Source organism: Flagellimonas sp. CMM7 (assembly GCF_021390195.1).
Taxonomy (GTDB): Bacteria; Bacteroidota; Bacteroidia; order Flavobacteriales; family Flavobacteriaceae; genus Flagellimonas.
On the sequence record NZ_CP090003.1, the window covers coordinates 730949 to 752827 of the forward strand.

General features: G+C 37.4%; 17 protein-coding genes. 13 read left to right on the forward strand and 4 right to left on the reverse strand.

What is annotated here, in order from left to right:
* Nucleotides 1–12 precede the first annotated feature (12 nt).
* Nucleotides 13–1344, reverse strand: a complete 1332-nt coding sequence (locus tag LV704_RS03380; RefSeq protein ID WP_163421741.1) for an aspartyl protease family protein — start codon at nt 1342–1344, stop codon at nt 13–15.
* 149 nt (nt 1345–1493) lie between these two features.
* Between LV704_RS03380 and LV704_RS03385 the strand changes: the two genes are divergently transcribed.
* From LV704_RS03385 to LV704_RS03425, 9 genes are all read left to right on the forward strand, one after another.
* Entirely contained in the window at nt 1494–2687 is a 1194-nt protein-coding gene (locus tag LV704_RS03385; protein WP_163421740.1) for a pyridoxal phosphate-dependent aminotransferase, read from the forward strand.
* The gene (gene murB, locus LV704_RS03390; RefSeq protein ID WP_163421739.1) at nt 2684–3700 is read left to right on the forward strand and encodes a UDP-N-acetylmuramate dehydrogenase; all 1017 of its coding nucleotides are present in this window, start codon (nt 2684–2686) and stop codon (nt 3698–3700) included. The genes LV704_RS03385 and murB overlap by 4 nt, the downstream gene beginning before the upstream one ends.
* Before the next feature lie 198 nt (nt 3701–3898).
* Nucleotides 3899–4465: an RNA polymerase sigma factor gene (locus LV704_RS03395; RefSeq protein WP_163421738.1), complete on the forward strand. Its 567-nt coding sequence runs from the start codon at nt 3899–3901 to the stop codon at nt 4463–4465.
* A complete protein-coding gene (locus LV704_RS03400) occupies nt 4462–5220 on the forward strand; it encodes an anti-sigma factor (protein WP_163421737.1) in 759 nt (252 codons plus the stop codon). Before LV704_RS03395 ends, LV704_RS03400 begins: the two co-directional genes overlap by 4 nt.
* A 75-nt stretch (nt 5221–5295) precedes the next feature.
* Nucleotides 5296–5505, forward strand: a complete 210-nt coding sequence (locus tag LV704_RS03405) for a membrane or secreted protein (RefSeq protein ID WP_163421736.1) — start codon at nt 5296–5298, stop codon at nt 5503–5505.
* 34 nt (nt 5506–5539) lie between these two features.
* Entirely contained in the window at nt 5540–6100 is a 561-nt protein-coding gene (locus tag LV704_RS03410) for an RNA polymerase sigma factor (protein WP_163421735.1), read from the forward strand.
* 60 nt (nt 6101–6160) lie between these two features.
* The gene (gene lipA, locus LV704_RS03415) at nt 6161–7036 is read left to right on the forward strand and encodes a lipoyl synthase (RefSeq protein WP_163421734.1); all 876 of its coding nucleotides are present in this window, start codon (nt 6161–6163) and stop codon (nt 7034–7036) included.
* Between the two features lie 27 nt (nt 7037–7063).
* A complete protein-coding gene (gene gap, locus LV704_RS03420; RefSeq protein WP_163421733.1) occupies nt 7064–8074 on the forward strand; it encodes a type I glyceraldehyde-3-phosphate dehydrogenase in 1011 nt (336 codons plus the stop codon).
* Nucleotides 8071–10293: a response regulator gene (locus tag LV704_RS03425; RefSeq protein ID WP_317164633.1), complete on the forward strand. Its 2223-nt coding sequence runs from the start codon at nt 8071–8073 to the stop codon at nt 10291–10293. The genes gap and LV704_RS03425 overlap by 4 nt, the downstream gene beginning before the upstream one ends.
* Here the strand turns inward: LV704_RS03425 and lpxK are convergent.
* On the reverse strand, nt 10290–11285 hold the full coding sequence (gene lpxK / locus LV704_RS03430; RefSeq protein ID WP_163421732.1) for a tetraacyldisaccharide 4'-kinase: 996 nt from the start codon (nt 11283–11285) through the stop codon (nt 10290–10292). The genes LV704_RS03425 and lpxK overlap by 4 nt on opposite strands.
* Before the next feature lie 48 nt (nt 11286–11333).
* On the opposite strand from lpxK, the gene LV704_RS03435 reads away from it, so the two are divergent.
* The 3 genes from LV704_RS03435 to LV704_RS03445 all read left to right on the forward strand — a co-directional run bounded on the left by LV704_RS03435 (nt 11334) and on the right by LV704_RS03445 (nt 13849).
* Nucleotides 11334–12428: a Nif3-like dinuclear metal center hexameric protein gene (locus LV704_RS03435; protein ID WP_163421731.1), complete on the forward strand. Its 1095-nt coding sequence runs from the start codon at nt 11334–11336 to the stop codon at nt 12426–12428.
* Nucleotides 12429–12431: 3 nt separating this feature from the next.
* Entirely contained in the window at nt 12432–13211 is a 780-nt protein-coding gene (locus LV704_RS03440) for a zinc ribbon domain-containing protein (protein WP_163421730.1), read from the forward strand.
* Between the two features lie 239 nt (nt 13212–13450).
* Nucleotides 13451–13849 (forward strand): DoxX family protein, encoded by a 399-nt coding sequence (locus LV704_RS03445; protein ID WP_163421729.1) that lies wholly within the window; start codon nt 13451–13453, stop codon nt 13847–13849.
* A gap of 42 nt (nt 13850–13891) precedes the next feature.
* Here the strand turns inward: LV704_RS03445 and LV704_RS03450 are convergent, their stop codons facing one another.
* Together LV704_RS03450 and LV704_RS03455 are read right to left on the reverse strand one after the other, a co-directional pair.
* Nucleotides 13892–15232, reverse strand: coding sequence for an NAD(P)/FAD-dependent oxidoreductase (locus LV704_RS03450; RefSeq protein WP_163421728.1), 1341 nt, complete (start codon nt 15230–15232; stop codon nt 13892–13894).
* A gap of 293 nt (nt 15233–15525) precedes the next feature.
* On the reverse strand, nt 15526–16074 hold the full coding sequence (locus LV704_RS03455; RefSeq protein ID WP_147740630.1) for a ClpP family protease: 549 nt from the start codon (nt 16072–16074) through the stop codon (nt 15526–15528).
* Between the two features lie 424 nt (nt 16075–16498).
* Here LV704_RS03455 and LV704_RS03460 point away from each other — a divergent pair, with 424 nt between their 5' ends.
* Nucleotides 16499–21646, forward strand: a complete 5148-nt coding sequence (locus LV704_RS03460) for a Calx-beta domain-containing protein (protein WP_233782134.1) — start codon at nt 16499–16501, stop codon at nt 21644–21646.
* Nucleotides 21647–21879: the final 233 nt, after the last annotated feature.

The following is a 21879-nucleotide window of genomic DNA, read 5'->3' on the forward strand; positions in this document are numbered from 1 at the left end:
GGGATTTTTTATTTAGAATACCTTTTTAAGCACGAACGAGAACAGCAAATCTTTGTTATAGCGCTCTATTAAAACACGTATACGCTTTCCTTCTTTGTCATTCAACATTTTTAGGACTTCTTGTAATTTATAACGATGTATTTTTTTTCCGTTAACCGCCAATATAACATCACCAGCTTGCAATCCAGCCTCTGCTGCGGGACTTCCAGCCCTAATACCAGAAACAATGATTTCTGGAACTAGACTAAGTCTGGTCTTATTTTCCAAAAGAATCTGAACATTTCCGAAGGAGCCTTCTTCACTTTGCACCACTCCATTAAAACCTGCTATACTCTCCGCTATGTACCTAAGTCCATTGTGCTGTAATTCTATACCCGCCATGTTATATTGAAATGGGGCCCTAAAATTTCCATTCTTTTTAAAGGTGACCTGTCCTCTGGCATAATCAAAAATGATATTAAACCGTTTTAAAATCTCACCACCCACACTTCCGTTGCGATCTCCTAAGTTTTTAATGAACCCGAAAGATTCTCTGTAAGGAAAGGCCGCTTTTGCATCTTTTAATTCAAAATCTCCAATTTTAATACCGCTTACCTTCGTTCGTTTACCAAAAATATCTCCGCTTAATCCTCGTCCTAAATAGTCTTCATAATGCTTCTCAGGTATCTCTAACCCCTTTTCCGGTTCTCTAAAAAGCCAAAGAGCATCACTACTTCCTGTATCCACTAATAGCTTAACAGGAATATCCTCCTCGTTTTCCATTAAAACAGTGCCTTCAACATAGGCTTTCCTTCTTTCTATGGATAAGCGTAGCGTTTGAGATTTGTTATGGGGGTTATGCTCGTACAGATCAGGATTATGTAGTTTAATGTTTCTAGAATGATAGTTGATCTCTACCTTGAAGTCCCTAAACAAGTCATACCCCAAAATACCATGCACGGGAATTCCCAAAGACGTGGAGAAATTAATTTCTTTATCCAAAACCACATATAAATCTTGGTTGTAGTTCTTTACTTTTCCCAGTTTAAAAACATTTCCTTTGGAGCTCAAGGCCTTCATGGGTTCACCATCCCCTAGCCCTCTAATTGTAACCTCCGAAACATTGTTAATTTGAAGTGAATCTCTATCAGAAAGATTAAAAAGAATAGGCTTGCTCACTCCTGAATCCAATACAAAAGTGAGTTCCTCCCCATTAATTTCAATAGGAATTATGATAAGGTTGTTAATAAGCTCAAAATTGATCTTTTGAAACTTTTGGTCCTTGGGTAACTTGAAGCCTTGTGCCGAAATCAAAAAAGGAAGTGACACAAAAAGAAGTGTAAAAAGATGTAGGTTTTTTTTCAATTTGCTTACTTCTACAAGGTTATGCTATTCAATATACAAAATAATAACTGACTCTAACTTTAATTTAACATTCCTATAACCGCTCAAATAATGTAATAATGTGTTGTTTCCAAGAGTTGGTTTTACCATTTTTGCTTAAAATTTAAAGCATGCCAGGTATATCTAAAAAAGGGCTACAAATGCCGGCCTCTCCTATACGTAAATTGGTTCCCTATGCTGAAGAAGCGAAAAAAAGAGGCACCCATGTAATTCATTTAAATATTGGGCAACCCGATATTAAGACCCCAAAAATAGCGTTGGATGCCGTAAGAAACCACACCATTGAAGTTCTTGCGTATAGCATGACAGAAGGTTCCGAGCAATACAGAGAAAAAATCGCTGCTTATTATTCCAAAAAACACATAAATGTCTCGGCCCAGGATATAATTGTAACCACGGGAGGGTCTGAGGCCCTTTCTTTTGTAATGGGAACCATTATGGATGGTGATGATGAAATTATTATCCCTGAACCTTTTTATGCCAACTATAACGGTTTTGCAACTGCTTCTGGGGTAAACGTTGTTCCAATCGCATCCTCTTTTGAGAGTAATTTTGCATTGCCTCCAATTGCTGATTTTGAAAAACTAATAACTCCTAAAACAAAGGCTATTCTTATCTGTAATCCCGGAAACCCTACGGGATATCTGTACAGTAAAGAGGAGATTAAACAGCTAGCAAATCTGGTCAAAAAGCATAATTTGTTTTTAGTTGCAGATGAAGTGTATAGAGAGTTTACTTATGAAGGGCGTGAACATCACTCTATTTTACAAGAATCAGGGCTTGAAGAGCATGCCATTATAGTAGATTCTGTATCCAAAAGGTATAGTATGTGCGGGGCACGTATTGGCTGTTTGGTTTCTAAAAACAAGGAAGTTATACAAACTGCAATGAAATTTGCACAAGCACGTTTATCTCCACCAACATTTGCTCAAATTGCCAGTGAAGCTGCTTTAGAAACCCCTGAAAGCTATTTTGATGATGTCATTGAAGAATATGTAGAACGAAGAAATATTCTTATTTCAGAATTACAAAAGTTGGAAGGTGTCAGGATTGCAGTACCCCAGGGAGCATTCTATTGTGTTGTTGAACTACCTGTTTCCAACTCTGATGATTTTGCCCAATGGCTTTTAGAAAAGTTTGAAATGCACGGGAGCACTGTAATGGTGGCTCCAGCTGGCGGATTCTATGCAACAGAGGGCCTAGGTGAAAATCAAATTAGAATTGCGTATGTTCTTGAAAAGGAACAACTTGTGAAAGCTGTTCAAATATTAGGAGAAGCTTTGAAAATTTATACCACCAAGTGAACATTCAAGAAAACATATCGTTAAAAAGCTACAATACTTTTGGTATTGATGTGAAAGCCCGCTTTTTTATTGAAATAAATGGCCTTGCACAGCTTCAAAAGGTACTTGAACTTGAAGCATATCCAAAAAAATTCATCATAAGTGGTGGCAGTAATATGCTGCTTACCAAGGATATTGATGCTTTGGTAATGCACATCAACTTAAAAGGGATAACGGTTGTTGAAGAAGATGAAGATGAAGTTGTGGTTAAGGCAATGGCAGGAGAAAACTGGCATGAACTGGTACTTTGGAGTTTGGACAATGGTTATGGCGGATTAGAAAACCTTTCGCTTATTCCCGGAAATACTGGAACAGCACCCATTCAGAACATTGGCGCGTATGGTGTGGAACTCAAAGATGTGTTTGTAAGTTGTTCCGCTATGGAAATAGAAAGCGGCAATTTAATTGCCTTTGATGCAAAAGATTGTGAATTTGGTTATAGAGATTCTATTTTCAAGAATGATGCTAAAGATAAGTACATTATAACCTCGGTAAACTTAAAACTTACCAAGAAAAACCATGATTTAAATACGGGCTATGGCGCCATTGAAGGTGAACTAAAGCAAAAAGGCATTGTTTATCCCACCATTCAAGATGTATCCAATGCTGTAATAGCGATTAGGCAAAGTAAATTGCCGGACCCCAAAGAGCTTGGGAATAGCGGTAGTTTCTTCAAAAATCCGGTAATCTCCAAAAAAAACTTAGAGAAACTTAAAAAAGTACATCCTAATATTCCCTCTTATAGCATGGATAAGGATCAATTCAAAGTTCCGGCAGGTTGGTTAATAGAGCAATGTGGATTTAAAGGGAAACGATATGGCGACGCTGGTGTTCATGAAAAACAGGCCTTGGTGCTTGTAAATTATGGAAATGCCACTGGTGGAGAAATACTTGAGTTGGCACAATTAATTCATCAAGAAGTGGATAGTAAATTCAAAATTCGCATTCATCCAGAGGTTAATATAATAAAATAACCCCTGCATTGAATCAATCGCAGGGGTTATACCAAACCAAACTAACCAAAATTGTATATACTTAACTATGTATTCTTTCTTTATCTTGCATTTAGACGCTAACAAATAATCCTTTTCCTATTTTAGCGTTGTTCTATATACGATATAAACGTTATTTTAGATTTTAGCCCCCTAAAATTTTACCCTAACGACCCATAAATGAGTACACTAATTGAGAAACATATTGTTTCATTGCTTGCTGAAAGAGATGATAAAGCAATATCATTGCTATATGACAACTATGGGGATACCCTTTTTGGTGTAGCTTATAAAGTTGTAAGAGATGAGGATTTGGCGCAAGATGTTCTTCAGGAAAGTTTTATAAAAATCTGGAAAAAGGCAGATTCGTATGATCCATCCAAAGCAAAACTTTTCACTTGGCTGTTTCGTATTACCAGAAACACTGCCATAGATAAGTTAAGAAGTGTTAACAATAAATCTGACAAAGAAGTCCAAATAGACGTTTCAGACGTATATAATTTAGGAGTAAACGGCATAAGGCCAGAATTTATGGATGTCCAAGACAACTTGGAAAAAATAGAGACCAAATATCAGGTTGTTTTGGAGGCTCTTTTTTTTCAAGGGATGACGCAGCAAGAAGCAAGTGAAGAGTTGGATATTCCTCTGGGAACAATTAAATCAAGATTGAAAATTGGTTTAAGGGAACTCGGTAAAATTTACGGTACAACTATGACCATTCTCCTACTGATAATCTTATTACCATGAAAGAAAAAGTAAAAATATTCTTGGATTCCGATATACTGGAAAAATATCTTTTGGGAGATACTTCTAAAGAAGAGAACCTTAAGGCAGAAAGATACATCACCATGTATCCTGAAGTAAGGGAAATCTACAACGAGCTCCAGGATAACTTGGAAGCTTATGCTAAAGCATATGCTAGAAAAACACCGGAAGGGCTTAAAGAAATTATTCTTCACAGTGCTAGAAAAGAGCAAGTTGCAAGTAAAAAATTCTTCCGTTATGCTATTGCGGCCAGTGTGGCGATAATGATATTTGCCGGCTCTTCTTATTTTTTCTGGAATCAGAACAAAAACCTTCAAGAAGAAAATACATTGGTTACCAACCAAATGAAGTCTTTGGAAGAAAACATGAAAAATCAACTGGAAGATGTCAGAAACCAGTTTATCGTTCTTAACAACCCTGATACCAAAAGATATAATGTGAGGGGCAAAATGGAAGCAAAAGAGCTTAAAGCCGTAGCTTACATAAATCCTGTTAAAAAATTATCCTATATCAACGTGAGCAACGTGCCCAATCTTCCTGAAAACAAATGTTTCCAAATGTGGGCAGAAGTAAATGGGGAATTGGTCAACTTGGGCGTCATCAAACAATTTGATGATAAAAACAAACTTTTGGCCATTCCATATGCAAAAAATGCAATAGGATATATTACTATTGAACCAGAAGGAGGCAATACCTCACCTACAGTTCAAAATATAGTGGCCAATATCACTTATTAAACACTACCTCTAAAGTATCCTTAAACTTCAGTTCCTTTAGGCAGGTATTTTGTAACTTTGTCCAAAAGTTGGAATATGAAGTTAGTATTGTTGACCATAGCTCTTTTAGGACTTGCCGTTGCTGGAATTGCAATTAAAATATGGTCAAAAAAAGATGGCAAATTCGCGGGCACCTGCGCAAGTCAGAACCCTTACCTAAACAATGATGGAGAGGCTTGTGGATTCTGTGGAAAACTGCCATCTGAACAAGACTGTAAAAAAGATACTGTCCTAGAATTGCAATAGCATATTTTAAAATCCACCCTGCAAAATAAAGTTTTTGAACAAAGTTGAGCAGTCCATTCAGGAGAACATAAAAAAGGCAATAGATGGAAATCAAATTGCCTTTAGCATACTTTTGGACACTTTCTGGAATGATGTATATGGGTTTCAACTCACGAGGACAAAAAATGAAAATGATGCTGAGGATATTACTATCAGGACATTTTCAAAAGCTTTTGACAAACTAAGCTCTTATGATGATTCCTATGAATTTAAGACATGGCTCATCACTATCTCCAAGAACCTTCATGTAGACCTCATCAGAAAAAGGAAAAGAAGTCTTTTGGATGAAATGGACAATCATGGGGATGCAGTAAAAAAAGTTCTGGACGAAACACCCTCTGTAGAGGATCAATTGATCATAGAACAAAATCTTGCCAATCTTTTGCAGGACATTAAAAAATTAAAACCCCATTATCAAAAAGTAATCAACCTTAGATATTTCAACGAATTGAGTTATGCAGAAATAGCAAAAGAACTTAATGAGCCTGTAAACAATATCAAAGTAAAACTGCTGCGCGCCAAAAAACTTTTAGCCGAAATCATCAAAAAAAAGTGAGGTAATCGCAGGAACTTCTTTCCTTGCCAGTTTTGTACCTTTGTAAATCAAATTTCTTTTATGAGCACAGCTGTTATAGACAATGTTCTACCTCCAAAAGGAAAGCCAAAATGGCTTAGGGTAAAACTCCCAACTGGTAAAAAATATACGCAGTTAAGAGGTCTTGTAGATAAGTATGACCTACATACCATTTGTACCTCGGGAAGTTGTCCCAATATGGGAGAATGCTGGGGTGAAGGAACGGCTACTTTTATGATTCTAGGTAATGTTTGCACTCGTTCTTGCGGATTCTGCGGTGTTAAGACCGGTAGGCCAGAAAGTGTGGACTGGGCGGAACCGGAAAAAGTGGCAAGATCCATAAAAATTATGGGGATTAAGCATGCTGTTGTTACTTCGGTTGATAGGGATGATCTAAAAGATATGGGGTCTATCATATGGGCAGAAACAGTTAAGTCCATTAGAAGAATGAACGCAGAAACCACACTGGAAACACTTATTCCTGACTTTCAAGGAATTGAAACCCATTTAGATAGAATCCTTGAGGTTTCTCCAGAGGTAATCTCCCACAACATGGAAACCGTAAAACGGCTGACCAGAGAGGTTCGTATTCAAGCTAAATACGAAAGAAGTTTAGGTGTATTGGATTATCTCAAGAAAAATGGGGCCAACAGAACCAAATCTGGTATTATGCTGGGGCTTGGCGAAATGGAAGAAGAGGTCATCAATACCATGGAAGACTTAAGAAAGGTTAATGTTGATGTAGTTACTATTGGGCAATATCTTCAACCATCAAAAAAACACCTACCCGTAAAGGAATTTATACTTCCTGAGCAGTTTAAAAAATATGAGGAAATAGGTTTAGAAATGGGCTTTAGGCATGTAGAAAGTGGAGCTTTGGTCCGCTCCTCGTACAAAGCTCATAAACATATTCACTAGCCTCCATACTTTACCTATTCTTATCACATGAAACATGTTAACATTGGCATAAACGGCTTTGGGCGCATTGGAAGGACACTATTTAGGTTACTTCAAAACCATTCTAACATAAATGTAGTGGCCATTAATGATTTAAGTGATGCCAAAACCTTGGCTCATCTCTTAAAATATGATAGCATTCATGGTACTCTAAATGCCAATATAGATTCCAGTGAGAGTGACATCATTGTTGATGGCAAAAAAGTAAAGGTATTAAATCATAATACTCCACAAGAGATTGACTGGAAAGCACACCGTGTGGATATTGTAATTGAAGCTTCGGGAAAATTTAAAAAGAAAGAACATCTGACCCAGCATCTAGAAAATGGTGCTAAAAAGGTTATCCTGTCTGTTCCACCAGAAGATGATGATATTAAAATGGTGGTGATTGGAGTAAATGAAACCCAGATTGACGCGGACGATCATATCGTTTCCAATGCTTCATGCACGACCAACAATGCAGCTCCCATGATAAAAGTAATAGATGAGCTATGCGGTATTGAACAAGCCTATATTACTACGATTCATTCCTATACGTCCGATCAGAGCTTGCATGACAGGCCTCATAGAGATTTAAGAAGGTCTAGAGCCGCCGGACAGTCCATTATACCCACAACTACAGGTGCCGCAAAAGCGCTAACAAGGGTTTTTCCGCAACTATCAGATGTCATTGGAGGATGTGGCATTCGTGTTCCCGTGCCAAACGGCTCATTGACGGACATAACGTTCAATGTTAAAAAAGAAACCTCAATTGAAGAAATAAACCATACTTTTGAGTATTACGCCAATAATCAACTGAATAATATACTTCAGTATACCGAAGACCCCATTGTTTCCATTGATATAAACAATAGTTGTTATTCTTGTACGTTTGATTCATTAATGACCTCCGTTATTGGAAAAATGGTGAAAATCATTGGATGGTATGATAATGAGACTGGATATTGCTCCAGAATTGTTGATTTAATAGCTTTATTTATAAAGAAAAACTACGTTTGACATCGAATACAATATATAAGTGTATTTGCAGCATAAAGTTAATTGTCCTGTACATTTTCCTTTGCGCCGAAGTCTCCTATGGGCAAAAGGATATCAGTTCCACAACAAAAGTACAGTCCATCTTTGATCAATTTATGGTCTACAGGCATCAAAACAAAGTGGATAAAGCTCTTGAAACTTTAGATGAAGCCGCCAAAATTGCTGAAAATAATGAAGATGCAAAGCTTCTTTTAGATACGTACCATCAATACGCAAGGCTATTTTTGGAAGAAGGAGATCGAGAAACCACCATATTTTATTGGGATAGGGCAAGTATCTTGTTAAAAGACCTTTCCTATTCATTTGGACAAGCTTTTCATAATTATTTGGAAGCAGCTGTACGTTTTGATGAAGGAAACAATTTTCAATCCTTAAAGCTCTTAGAGGAATCCAGAAAATTGAGTAACAATAGAAATTTGAGTAACAATATCCTATTGCTGGAGGCTTATATCTATACCAATATTGAAAAATATGAGGATGCCATTAAGAATTTACACGCTCTTATTGTTAATTCAGACGATAAGGAAAGACCATATCTGGCAACAAAGGCAAATTTACAGCTTGCAAAAATCAGTATTGATTTAAACGATCTAGAAGAGGGGATCATTCACGCTAAAGCGGCTCTTGAACTTGCCCAGAAGCATAATTATTCCAAGGAAATAAGGATAGCAAATGAAAGACTTTCCATTATTTACGAGAAAACTGGCAGCTTTGATGAATCATTACGCTATAAGAAGAGCCTAGAACAAATCAAGGATTCCATTTTTAACATTGAGAAAGTGAAATTAGAAGCCACTACCGCAGATAGAATTAGGTTTGAGCATCAAATGACCGAAATAAACAAGCTTACCGCCAAAAACGAAGAGCTAAGCGAGTCTAAAAATCGTTCTGAGATCACTGCCATACTTACATCTGCTTTTTTAACCATTATCTCGTTATTGGCAGTATCTCTTTTCAGGAACAATCAAATTAAGCTTAAAACGAACGATTTACTATATACAAAAAACAAAGAGTTGGAGCTGGCTAGGGACTCCGCAGTTTCCGCCATGGAGGCTAAAACCAATTTTTTGTCTACAGTTACACATGAATTGCGTACCCCACTGTACGCAGTGACTGGTCTAACGCACTTACTATTAGATGAAAATCCGGCAGAACATCAAAAAGAACATTTAAAATCCTTGAAGTTTTCAGGAGATTACCTTTTAAATTTTATCAACGATATTCTTCAAATCAACAAAATAGATGCTGATAAACTCGAACCTCTGAATATTGAGTTTAAACTACAGAAAGTACTTGCAGATGTGGTCGATTCGCTGAGACAAAACGCAAATGAAAATAATACCAGTTTAGTTCTGGATTATGATCCGAATATTCCCCAACACCTTCTGGGTGACCCCATAAAATTATCTCAAATATTTATGAACCTTATGGGTAATGCCCTAAAGTTCACTAAAGACGGAAAAGTAGAAGTTATAGCCAAACTCTTGAAAAAAGATGAAGAAAACGTAAGGCTCTATTTTGAAGTAAAAGATAATGGTATTGGCATTTCCGAGGACCAGCAAAAAAATATTTTTGACAGTTTTGAACAAGGCTCTGTTCAAATAAATAGGGAATATGGCGGAACAGGTTTAGGGTTGACCATTGTAAAAAGTCTGTTAGGTCTTTTTAATAGTAAAATAAACCTGGAAAGTGAACTTGGGCACGGAAGTTCTTTTTTCTTTGAGATGGACATTAAATGTGATGCCAATGCATTGAATGAGATTTCCTTTGAATTAAATCCTGAAGAATTTGAATTTAAAGGATTACATATTCTGATAGTTGAGGACAACAAAATAAACCAGGTAATCACCAAGAAAATGTTGACCAAAAAGGAGATTACTTGCGACATTGCCAACAACGGTAATGAAGCTATTGATATGGCCAAAGCAAATACCTATAATGCCATTCTAATGGATATCCATATGCCTGGAATAAGCGGAGAAGAAGCTACACGCCAGATAAGAAAATTTGATGAAGAAATTCCCATTATTGCCTTAACAGCTATTTCTTTGGACGACAGTTTGGACAGTTTTTACGAAGCTGGCTGTAATGATGTAGTAACCAAACCCTTTAAACCAGAGGTCTTCTACCAGAAAATAGGAGAGAATATTTTTAGAAAAAAGATGGAGGGCCAAGTTTAAATCAATTCTAGCACAGCCTGCTCCAATATGTTATGATCTTCATCAGAAAAATGATGAGCCACTTCCAAATAATAAATATTTTCAACCTTACCCTCTAATCTAACAAAGTCCTTTTCTGTAGTCAGTACTGCATCATAGTCTTTAAATTGATTTATTTCTTGATCGGAAAAATAGTGATGGTCATTATACTCAAAATGCTTGAATTCAATTCCAAGGTCCAAAAGATGTGAAACCAAAGGTTTTGGAGAAGCTATTCCGGTTACCAATGCAATCTTCTTCCCATTTAACTCAGAAGCCTTAATACTTCTATTCTTATTTTTAAAGCTATGGCCATACTTCAAACTACAAAAAAGTATTTTCTGGTTAGTTGATGGCTTCAATTTTTTCGAAATGGAGATTTTCCTATCCTTCAACAAAGGCTCAGGACATTTGGTGACAATTATAATATTGGCCCGTCTTGATTCTAATTTACTGTCCCTAAGATTTCCCGTTGGTAAATACCAATCATTAAAAAACAAATTGTCATATGCGGTTAACAAAATAGAAAAACTAGGTTTTACCTTTCTATGCTGAAAAGCATCATCTAAAAGAATGACTTCTGGCTTAACCAGACTTTGAAGTTTGGCAATACCATTTCTTCTATCAGCATCAACAGCAATAACAGTCCGAGGAAATTTTTTAAATAGCTGAAAGGGTTCATCACCCAAATCTTCTACTGAACATTTTTTCTCAGCAAGTAAAAACCCTTTAGATTTTCTTTTATAACCCCTACTTAAAACTGCTACTTTTTTATCACCAATTAGTCGAATTAAATATTCTATCATCGGTGTTTTACCGGTACCTCCAACACTAAGATTACCCACACATATTGTAGGCGTTTTATAGGCTATCGATTTAAAGAATCCAATATTATAAAGAAGATTCCTTGTATAAACGACCAATGCATAAATAAAAGAAAATGGAAATGCTATTTTCCGAAGCAGTTGCAGCATTTAGCGAAAATATAATATTTTATCTTTAGCAACATTAAGAAACATTAAATGACCGTAAAGGATATTACAAAAATACTGGAAGAACTTGCTCCATTGTCCCATGCAGAAGAATTTGATAACGTGGGATTACTTGTTGGCAACTATGACATGAATGTAAAAGGCATCTTAGTTACTTTGGACACACTTGAGAACGTTGTGGATGAAGCTATTAAGAAGGACTGTAATTTGATTGTAAGTTTTCACCCCATTATTTTTATGGGGCTTAAAAAACTAACTGGAGTCAATTATGTGGAAAGGGTAGTTTTAAAAGCTATAGCCAATAATATTGCAATCTACAGCATGCATACGGCTTTGGATAACAGTAACATGGGTGTAAACGCCAAAATCTGTGAGGTCTTGGGCATTAACAACCCAAAAATTCTCATACCCAAAAAAGGGACAATTAAAAAATTGACCACTTATGCTCCTTTAGCCAATGCCGATGCTGTTAAGTCTGCCCTGTTCAAGGCTGGCGCTGGAGAAATTGGCAAATACAGCAATTGTAGCTTTAGTACGGATGGTGACGGCAGTTTTAAGGCCGGGGTTGATGCCAACCCAACAATTGGTAAAATAGGGGAAACTCATTTTGAAAAGGAAGTTCAAATCAATATGATTTTTTCATTTGAAAAAGAGAAATCCATAATATCAAGTCTTTTTGAAAACCACCCTTATGAAGAAATAGCATATGAAATTGCCACGTTAGAAAATACCAACCAAAATATTGGTATGGGAATGTTTGGAATTCTTGATGTTGAAATGGATGAAAGTGCTTTTCTTCAAATGGTTAAGAAAAGAATGAACGCTTCGGTTGTTAGGCACTCCAATTTACTTGGTAAAAAAGTAAAAAAAGTAGCTGTACTAGGCGGTAGCGGTGCATTCGCAATTTCCGCGGCCAAAAAAGCAGATGTAGATGTTTTTATAACTTCGGACCTAAAATATCATCAGTTTTACGAAGCAGAGGATCAATTGGTACTTGCAGATATTGGGCACTTTGAAACTGAGCAGTTTACAAAAGACTTATTAGTTGATTATCTTATCAAAAAAATTCCTAATTTTGCAATCTCGTTATCGGAAAGTATAACAAATCCCATCAAGTATTTATAATTTATGGCGAAAAAAAAGGAAAACACCGTGGAGGAGAAATTAAGAGCGCTGTATGATTTACAGTTAATTGATTCCCGGGTTGATGAAATACGCAATGTTAGAGGGGAATTACCTCTAGAAGTTCAAGATTTGGAAGATGAGGTATTAGGTCTTAAAACCCGTATGGACAAATTAAAAACAGACGTAGAGACTGTTAATTTTGAAATTGCGGCTAAGAAGAATCTTATTGAAGAGTCCAAGACACTTATTAAGAAATATGCTGAACAGCAGAAGAATGTAAGAAATAGTCGTGAATTTAATTCTTTAAGCAAAGAAGTTGAGTTCCAAGAATTGGAAATTCAATTAGCTGAAAAAAATATAAAGGAGTTCAAAGCTCAAATAGATCAGAAAAAAGAAGTTATCTCTGATACCAAAGAGAAATTATCAGAAAGAGATGGACACCTAAAGCACAAGAAAAGTGAATTGGATGCTATTCTTGCCGAAACTGAAAAAGAGGAAAAGGCTCTTTTGAAAAAATCTGAGGAGTTTGAAGAAAAAATCGAAGAACGTCTAATACAGGCTTACAAGAGAATTCGCCATAACGTAAAAAATGGTTTGGCTGTTGTTCCTGTTGAGAGAGGAGCATCTGGTGGTTCTTTCTTTACCATACCTCCTCAAGTGCAGGTAGAGATTGCTTCAAGAAAGAAAATCATAACCGATGAGCATAGTGGAAGGATTTTAGTAGATCCTCAGCTTGCAGAAGAAGAACAAGAAAGAATGCAAGGAATGTTCGCAAAAATTTGAGCAACATCCTTCCTAAATTTTAAAACCACCCATTTGGGTGGTTTTTTTGTTTCCAACCACAAAAATCACTTCTCCTTCCGTTAACAAGTAAGCTCTACTTTTCATTGAATACCCTAAGATGTTCTATCGTTTACAAACCCCTGTTGAACGATAGTTATCTTACAATCAACCCATTCGCTCCAAAAATCCCAAGATTTGATGTTAATTTGATTGGTGACAAATCTTAAAAAATTATCACCATGAAAAAAGAATACACCACCTACTACGTTTTTTTGGGAATGTTCTCCTTAATGATTTTGGCTTCTTTGTACAAACACTTATTTACCTATGATGTAATGGTACAAGAGTATGCCCAACTTGGTTATCCGGAACATTTGATCAAACCATTGGCAATAGCTCAATGCATAGGTCTCTTCTTGTTATTTTATAACAAGAGCAAAAGACTTTTGGAATGGGCCTACGCCGGATTTATCCTAAACCTGGTATTTGCCATTATTGCACATTACGTATCCAAATACGGCAATGGCGCCCCCGCCGTTATTTGTTTGGCCCTTCTATTTTCTACATATTTTCTGGGAAAAAAAAGAAAGCCGTCCGAAGAGAAAGAAAACCTTGCCATTCCAGCGCGGGGAGCATGACTAAAAGATTTACACAAAAAGCGGTCTAAAATTGGCCGCTTTTTATAAAAGTGATAATATTTTTTGCTCAACTTCTTCCGAATCCCATTTGGCTTCAATATTGGGTAACACCATAATCTGTTTCATAATCTCCTCTTGCGCATCACCTATTGCCAATGCTTCCGAGTATGGTTTATCCGAAAAGGTTACCCTGCTGTAAACAGGTATCCATTTTTCCGGATGTTTTTCCGCAAACCTCTTCTCTATTTTCTTTTGCAACAAAAACTTTGGGTTGGCCGTCTTACTGCTCATTTCAATAAAATTCCTATAACTGAGCTCCGCTATTGCATCAGCATTAGGTTTACGTATTTTTTGATATTCGCTAAATATGGTTTCCCAATCATCTCCATAGGTATCCATTAACTCAGCCAATTCAGAAATGTCCTCAAAACCTGCATTCATACCTTGTCCATAAAAAGGAACAATGGCATGTGCGGAATCTCCCACTAAAGCTACTTTGTCCCAGTAGCTCCAAGGATAACATTTCATGGTTACCATAGCACTGGTTGGATTATTGAAGAAATCTTTGGATAAGTTTTCAATTTCCTTTCTGACATTAGGAAAATGGGTCTTAAAAAATCCTCTGGCCTCCTTTTCATTGGTGATGTTCTCAAAAGATACTTCTCCTTCAAAAGGCAAAAACAATGTACAGGTAAAGCTACCATCAATATTAGGCATGGCAATGAGCATAAATTTTCCTCGGGGCCAAATATGAAATGAATTCTTGTCCAGTTTATGAGTTCCATCCTCGTTTGGAGGGATAGTGAGTTCCTTATACCCTACATCAATAAAATCTTGGGAATAATCAAATCTACTACGACGTTGCATCTTGTGCCTAACCCTAGAAAAAGCCCCGTCGCATCCAAAAACCAAATCATATTGATATTCCTTCCATTCGCTTTTTTCAGACTCTCCTGTAAATATTTTGGCTTCAGGCAAGTCAATATCCCATACCTTTTCATTAAAGCGAAAAATAGTTCCAGCTTGTTCCGCCAAATCAATCATTTTCCTATTCAATATTCCTCTGGAGATAGACCAAATAGCCTCTCCTTCCTTTCCATACTTTTGAAAATAAACTGGTTTTTCATTTACATGCATGGCACGTTTGTCCAAAGGAATGGCAATTTCTTTAATACTATCTTCCAGTCCAACCTTACGAAGCGATTTCCATCCCCTATTGCTCATAGCTAAATTGATGGAACGACCTGAAAACTGTACTGTCCTGATATCCGGTCTTCTATCAAAAACCGTTACTGCATGTCCTTTCCGTTTTAAATAAATGGCTAAAAGTGATCCCACCAATCCAGAACCGATGATGGCTATGTTTTTAGAAATTTGTGTCATATGCGCCCGCAGGCCGATTCTCATTAAACTATAAAAATACGGAATTCACAGCGTTTTTCTAACCTTTGATTTTTCTTGAAAAATGGAACCGTATATCATTTTTATCGTCTTAAACTATTTGTTTTACGGCCATAAGTTCATTTTTAGCATTTTTTAACACAAACCTGTAAGCTTTTGGTATTATAGTTGACGTATATATTATAGAATATTCCGCTCCGGCGTCCATATATATAAAAAGTCCTTCACAATACATTGCGAAGGACTTTTTCCTTTTTATAATATACGGTTATCCGTTATTCTAAAATTCCGTCTACAATACCATATTTAACGGATTCTTCTGCTCCCATCCAATAGTCACGATCAAAATCTTTCATTACTTTATCATAATCTTGTCCGCAGTTATCAGCCAATATCTTTGCACCAAGTTCTTTGGTTTTAATAATTTCCTTGGCTTGAATTTCAATATTGGAAGCTTGTCCCCTTGCACCGCCACTTGGTTGATGAATCATGACACGAGCATGCGGTTGTATAAACCTTCTACCCTTTTCACCTACTGACAACAAAATAGAACCCATAGATGCTGCCAAACCAGAACAAACTGTGGACACTGGACTCTTAATCTGTTTTATAGTATCATAAATAGCAAAACCAGAGGTTACATATCCTCCCGGGCTATTGATAATCAACTGAATTTCCTTGTTATTTTGTAAATCCAAATAGAGCAAACGATCGATAACGTGTTTTGCGGAATCATCATCTACCATACCCCATAAAAACACTTTGCGTTCCTCTAATAATTTTTCTTGGACTAACTCTTGAACCTTGCCTTTCTTTGAACTCATTTTTTATTTTGTTGAAAGTTTCAAAATTAATCAAATTATACATACCGATTTACACAATTAAACCTATACAAAAACCTTTTCTTAAACCCATAGCAACAAGAATGAAAACTAAAATTATGGTACTTCATCGAGATTACTGTGCAGCTAATCCGCAAAAACAACATTTTAAGCCACTGATTAACAGTAATCTATGAAATTATCCCTTCACCGATAAATAGGTAGTATATCGATTTATGAAGCACATATATCGTGTAACTTTTAAGAAGTATTAAGCGTAACCTTCCTTTGATCTCGAATTATTGACCCAAAACAATCAATTCAAATTAAAAACTTGATCTACGTTACTTACCCTTCGGATTTTATTATCCTGGTTGAATCAGCTACGATCTCTTTTTTAAAACAATCAAAACCAAAGTTTTAAGTTATGGGATTGACCGGAAACAAAAAGATTACCAATCTACCAGTAAAACAAAACCACTTTCTAAGTTTTGTTCTTCTTCTAATTATTTCAGGGTTGAACATTGTTTCAACAAATGCTCAAGTAACCGGAATAGCTAGTGGAGCTACATTTAATTGGCAAGCCCCTCAGAACAGTGTAAACGATCCTGCAGTTCTTGAGAGTATTGTTATAAACGGAAGGGTTTATAACACTTTTGTGGTTCCATCAAGTTATGATTTGGTCAGATTGGGTCCTGGAGGCCATAATGCAAATACTATTTTTCAAGATGGTACTCAAATAGTTTCCAGTAGTAGCAATACAAATTGGGATAGCGAAGCATTGAATGCTTTTCAGTCATTAAACCTTAATCATTACTTTCAATCTAATGGCAATGGTCGAAACATTTGTGGAGATCAAAACGCCTTGGCAACTACTGATGCGCAGATTCAAAGCATATACTACAATCCTGGAATACCATCAAACCAAAATGGTGTTTTAGCAGTTACAGAAAGAAATGCCAACAATTGTATCCATATTTCAGTTTATGGATATCCATCGGGAGGTAACACGATTGAAGAGCTCGGTGCAACTTTTATTCTTCCAAACTCTGCACAATCTGGCCCGCATAATAATGAACCACCAAGTAACGGATCTGATTATTGGTTAACAAATAAAGTAAATCAAAACAACGGAACAATAGGAATTGCATTGTTTGAATTGTCCCAACTAGCACCTGTTGGTTCTACAATTACCGAAGTCCGTTTTACTGCGGCCACTGTGGATGTAGCGGATGGTAAATTCTTTATCATGCAGGAGTATGCGGTTGATGATATTTTTGATACGGAATTCAATACTGCTTTCAATGGAGATGTAGGAGCCAATGATAATGTTCCTGATAATTCAGCATATACATATTTACCAAGCGTAGATCCTATTAATGGGTCCGTAGTAGTAAATCTAGACGGTACATTTACTTATACCCCAAACCCTGGCTTCGTAGGTACAGATGTATTTGAAGTCCAAGTATGTTTACCAGCACCTAACCAAGCCGTATGTAATACATCTTCTGTCACTTTAACAGTGAATGCTGATAATTTACCAACAGCTGTAGATGACAGTTATACTATTCAAGAAGATCAAGTAAATAATGTGTTTAATGTTCTTGCAAATGATGATTTTGGATTAGATGGACCTGCAACAAGTAATGCCCTCATGATTACCAACAACCCAACCAATGGAACAGCTACCATTAATAATAATGGTACTCCCTCCAATCAATTGGATGATTTTATAAACTATACACCTAATCCTTATTTCAACGGAAGTGATAGTTTTATATATCAAATTACAGATGGTAATGGGACCGTTACATCAGCTACAGTAAACATTACTGTTAATGATGGAAATAAGAATATTACGCTAACCAATACAAACACAACTGTTTCTGAAGGTTCTGGTGTTGCTTTGGTTACAATAACTATTTATGGAAACTATCAAGTTCCTCCTACAATTACATACAGCACTAGTGATAATACTGCAAATAGTGGTCAGGATTATACAGCCATTTCAAACAATCATACCTTTTTAGGTAATGATGGAGAAGAGTTTGAAATATCAATCCCTATTATAGACGATTTGATTATTGAAAACACAGAACTCTTTAATATTTCCGTAAGTTCATCTTCGTATAATTCTCCCGTAAATTTAAATTCTGTAGTTTCAATTTTGGATAACGATGGCAATGCCGCGAACGGGATATCAGTGTCCGACTTCAACGTCAACGAGGATGCCGGGACCGCCAACTTTACCGTTACCCTGAACGCGAACGTACAGGGCGGATTCAATGTCGACTACGCCATAACCGATGGTACGGCCACAGCAGGGGACGACTACACCGTAGCTTCGGCCACGGGCAACATCGCATTTACTGGGAACGCAGGCGAACAGCACAACGTGTCCGTTGCCATTCTTGACGATGCACTTATCGAGAGCACCGAGGACCTGTCCTTCGCACTGTCCAACCTATCCACCAACCTTATAAACATCATCGATGGTGCCGCTACAGGTACCATAAACGATAACGACGGCAATGCCGCGAACGGGATATCAGTGTCCGACTTCAACGTCAACGAGGATGCCGGGACCGCCAACTTTACCGTTACCCTGAACGCGAACGTACAGGGCGGATTCAATGTCGATTACGCCATTACAGATGGGTCGGCGACCGCAGGGGACGACTACACCGTAGCTTCGGCCACGGGCAACATCGCATTTACTGGGAACGCAGGCGAACAGCACAACGTGTCCGTTGCCATTCTTGACGATGCACTTATCGAGAGCACCGAGGACCTGTCCTTCGCACTGTCCAACCTATCCACCAACCTTATAAACATCATCGACGGTGCCGCTACAGGTACCATAAACGATAACGACGGCAATGCCTCGAACGGGATATCAGTGTCCGACTTCAACGTCAACGAGGATGCCGGGACCGCCAACTTTACCGTTACCCTGAACGCGAACGTACAGGGGGGATTCAATGTCGATTACGCCATTACAGATGGGTCGGCGACCGCAGGGGACGACTACACCGTAGCTTCGGCCACGGGCAACATCGCATTTACTGGGAACGCAGGCGAACAGCACAACGTGTCCGTTGCCATTCTTGACGATGCACTTATCGAGAGCACCGAGGACCTGTCCTTCGCACTGTCCAACCTATCCACCAACCTTATAAACATCATCGATGGTGCCGCTACAGGTACCATAAACGATAACGACGGCAATGCCGCGAACGGGGTTCAGTTTGACGTAACCAACATCGATATAGATGAAGACGCAGGAACAGTTTCTGTAGGAGTAAGTCTAAATGTAGATGTACAAAATGAGTTCACTGTTTCATTTTACACTACTGACGGAACAGCTACAAACGCATTGGATTATATAGGTATTCCTCGAAATACGCAGACATTGACTTTTGGAGGAACCAACAATAACAATCAGACTATCACCGTCTCGATTATTGATGACATCATCATCGAAAACTCAGAGAATTTCCAAGTAATCCTTACTGATATTTCAACCAATTTGGTGAACATTTTAAGCAATGACACTGCAACCGTTAATATCATTGACAACGATGGAAATGAAGGTTATCCAATCGATATTACCATAGAAGCTTGTGATGTAATTCTAGCAGCAGAAGTTATTACAGTAACTAGCACTTGTGCATCAACAGTTGATTTTGTTGAAGCCATTAGTGGTCAAAATGATGGATGTGCTGCAGAATACACCATTACAAGGACGTGGACTTTTACCGATTGTGTAAGTAATGTTAGAGAGCATGTTCAGGTTATCACTATTGAGGATACACAGGCTCCTATTTTTGTAGAAACTTTACCAGCGGATACCACAGTATCATGCGACAACGTTCCAACGGCGTCCATCTTAACTGCTTCAGACAGTTGTGATACCAATGTTGCTGTTATATTTGACGAACTGATTACGGATACGGATTCGTGTGGTTCTAACTATATAATCACTAGAACATGGTCTGCAAGCGATTGTGCTGGTAATCCAGTGAGTCATACACAAGTAATCACTGTTGAGGACACAACGGCTCCAACTTTTGTTGAAGTGTTGCCAACTGACACAACCGTTTCTTGCGACAATGTACCTACTGCCACTATATTAACTGCTACTGACAATTGTGATCCCAATGTCGCTGTGGTATTTAACGAACAGATTACGGATAATGATTCGTGTGGTTCAAATTATACCATCACAAGAACATGGTCTGCAAGTGATTGTGCTGGTAATCCAGTTAACCACACACAGATAATCACGGTTGAGGACACAACGGCTCCAACTTTTGTTGAAGTGTTGCCAATGGACGTAACGGTTTCTTGTGACAATGTGCCTACCGCTGCAATATTAACTGCTGCCGATAATTGTGACACTAATATCACCGTGTTATTAGATGAGCAGATTACAGATATGGATTCGTGTGGTTCAAATTATACCATCACAAGAACATGGTCTATGAGCGATTGCGCTGGCAATCCAACAACACATACTCAGGTAATCACGGTTGAGGATACAACGGCTCCAACTTTTGTGGAAGCTTTACCTCAAAGTGCAATTGTATCGTGTAATATGATTCCTGAGGCGGTGACTTTAACTGCTGTAGATAATTGTGATGCTGATGTTACTTTAAATTTTGAAGAAACTATTACAAATGATTCAAATTGCGCAACGGGTTACACTGTTACTAGAGTTTGGACAGCAACTGATTGCGCTGGAAACCCAACTACGCATACACAAATACTAACAGTTGAGCCTACTGGTCCAATTACTGCTAGTCCATATGATGATGAAATCACCATAATATGTGGCGATGAAATTCCAATTGTTCCGGCACTTGAATTTATGGGTGGCTGTGGTGACTACCAAGTTGAGTTTAACGAAGAGACCAGTTCAACCAATGATACAGATGATTATATGATCGTTCGTACATGGGATGTTACTGACTCTTGTGGCAATACAGCCTCTTTTGAGCAAATCATTTTTGTGATGCAGCCTCAACTGGAAGAAATATTTATTGAAATCTGCGTTGAGGATGAGCCTATAGATTTAATCAATTATTTACCAGAATCTTTTGATACTAACGGTACTTTTGAAATCATCAGTGGAAACACCAATATAATGGGAAGTACGTTCACCCCAGAAAATCTGGAGGTTGGTGAGTATCTAATTGCATACAGCTCTACTGAAGGAACTTGTAAATATTATGCCGATTTTACGATAACGGTCAATAGTGATTGTGTTCCTTGTGGAAGAGATGAGATTATTGTATCCACTGCAGTAACTGCAAACGGAGATAACATCAACGACCTGTTTACCATTACAGGTGTTGAATATTGTAACTATTCTTTTGAACTTATGATCTTCAACAGATGGGGAGACAAGGTTTATGAATCTATGGACTATCAAAATGATTGGGGAGGTTTTGCGCCAAACAATTCTTTCGGTAATGCAGGAATGCTGCCATCTGGAACTTACTATTATATCATCAATATAAAAAATCAGGATATAAAGCCGCTTAATGGATACATCTATATAGGTGCAAACTAATTAAAACATACTCCAGTTTAGAAAGGCCATCTTAATTAAGTTGGCCTTTTTTTTTATCGTTTATAGCGCAAAATCATAGACCAAAAACGCCTAAGAACAAAGCTTTTAAAAAGCATTCAACCTAGTAAAATAACAGTTCATCGAACCAAAGGTTTCAGGCCGATTTTTCAAGCTCCTTTAACGGCTATATTGCTCATTAACATTGATTTCCATTTGCTTTGTATTTGAATTCG

What these genes read in the sequence shown, in the direction of transcription:
- LV704_RS03385 (WP_163421740.1), top strand. Translation starts at nt 1,494, where the DNA reads ATGCCAGGTATATCTAAAAAAGGGCTACAAATGCCGGCCTCTCCTATA.
- LV704_RS03395 (WP_163421738.1), top strand. Translation starts at nt 3,899, where the DNA reads ATGAGTACACTAATTGAGAAACATATTGTTTCATTGCTTGCTGAAAGA.
- LV704_RS03400 (WP_163421737.1), top strand. Translation starts at nt 4,462, where the DNA reads ATGAAAGAAAAAGTAAAAATATTCTTGGATTCCGATATACTGGAAAAA.
- LV704_RS03405 (WP_163421736.1), top strand. Translation starts at nt 5,296, where the DNA reads ATGAAGTTAGTATTGTTGACCATAGCTCTTTTAGGACTTGCCGTTGCT.
- lipA (WP_163421734.1), top strand. Translation starts at nt 6,161, where the DNA reads ATGAGCACAGCTGTTATAGACAATGTTCTACCTCCAAAAGGAAAGCCA.
- gap (WP_163421733.1), top strand. Translation starts at nt 7,064, where the DNA reads ATGAAACATGTTAACATTGGCATAAACGGCTTTGGGCGCATTGGAAGG.
- lpxK (WP_163421732.1), bottom strand. Translation starts at nt 11,285, where the DNA reads ATGCTGCAACTGCTTCGGAAAATAGCATTTCCATTTTCTTTTATTTAT.
- LV704_RS03435 (WP_163421731.1), top strand. Translation starts at nt 11,334, where the DNA reads ATGACCGTAAAGGATATTACAAAAATACTGGAAGAACTTGCTCCATTG.
- LV704_RS03440 (WP_163421730.1), top strand. Translation starts at nt 12,432, where the DNA reads ATGGCGAAAAAAAAGGAAAACACCGTGGAGGAGAAATTAAGAGCGCTG.
- LV704_RS03445 (WP_163421729.1), top strand. Translation starts at nt 13,451, where the DNA reads ATGAAAAAAGAATACACCACCTACTACGTTTTTTTGGGAATGTTCTCC.
- LV704_RS03450 (WP_163421728.1), bottom strand. Translation starts at nt 15,232, where the DNA reads ATGACACAAATTTCTAAAAACATAGCCATCATCGGTTCTGGATTGGTG.
- LV704_RS03455 (WP_147740630.1), bottom strand. Translation starts at nt 16,074, where the DNA reads ATGAGTTCAAAGAAAGGCAAGGTTCAAGAGTTAGTCCAAGAAAAATTA.
- LV704_RS03460 (WP_233782134.1), top strand. Translation starts at nt 16,499, where the DNA reads ATGGGATTGACCGGAAACAAAAAGATTACCAATCTACCAGTAAAACAA.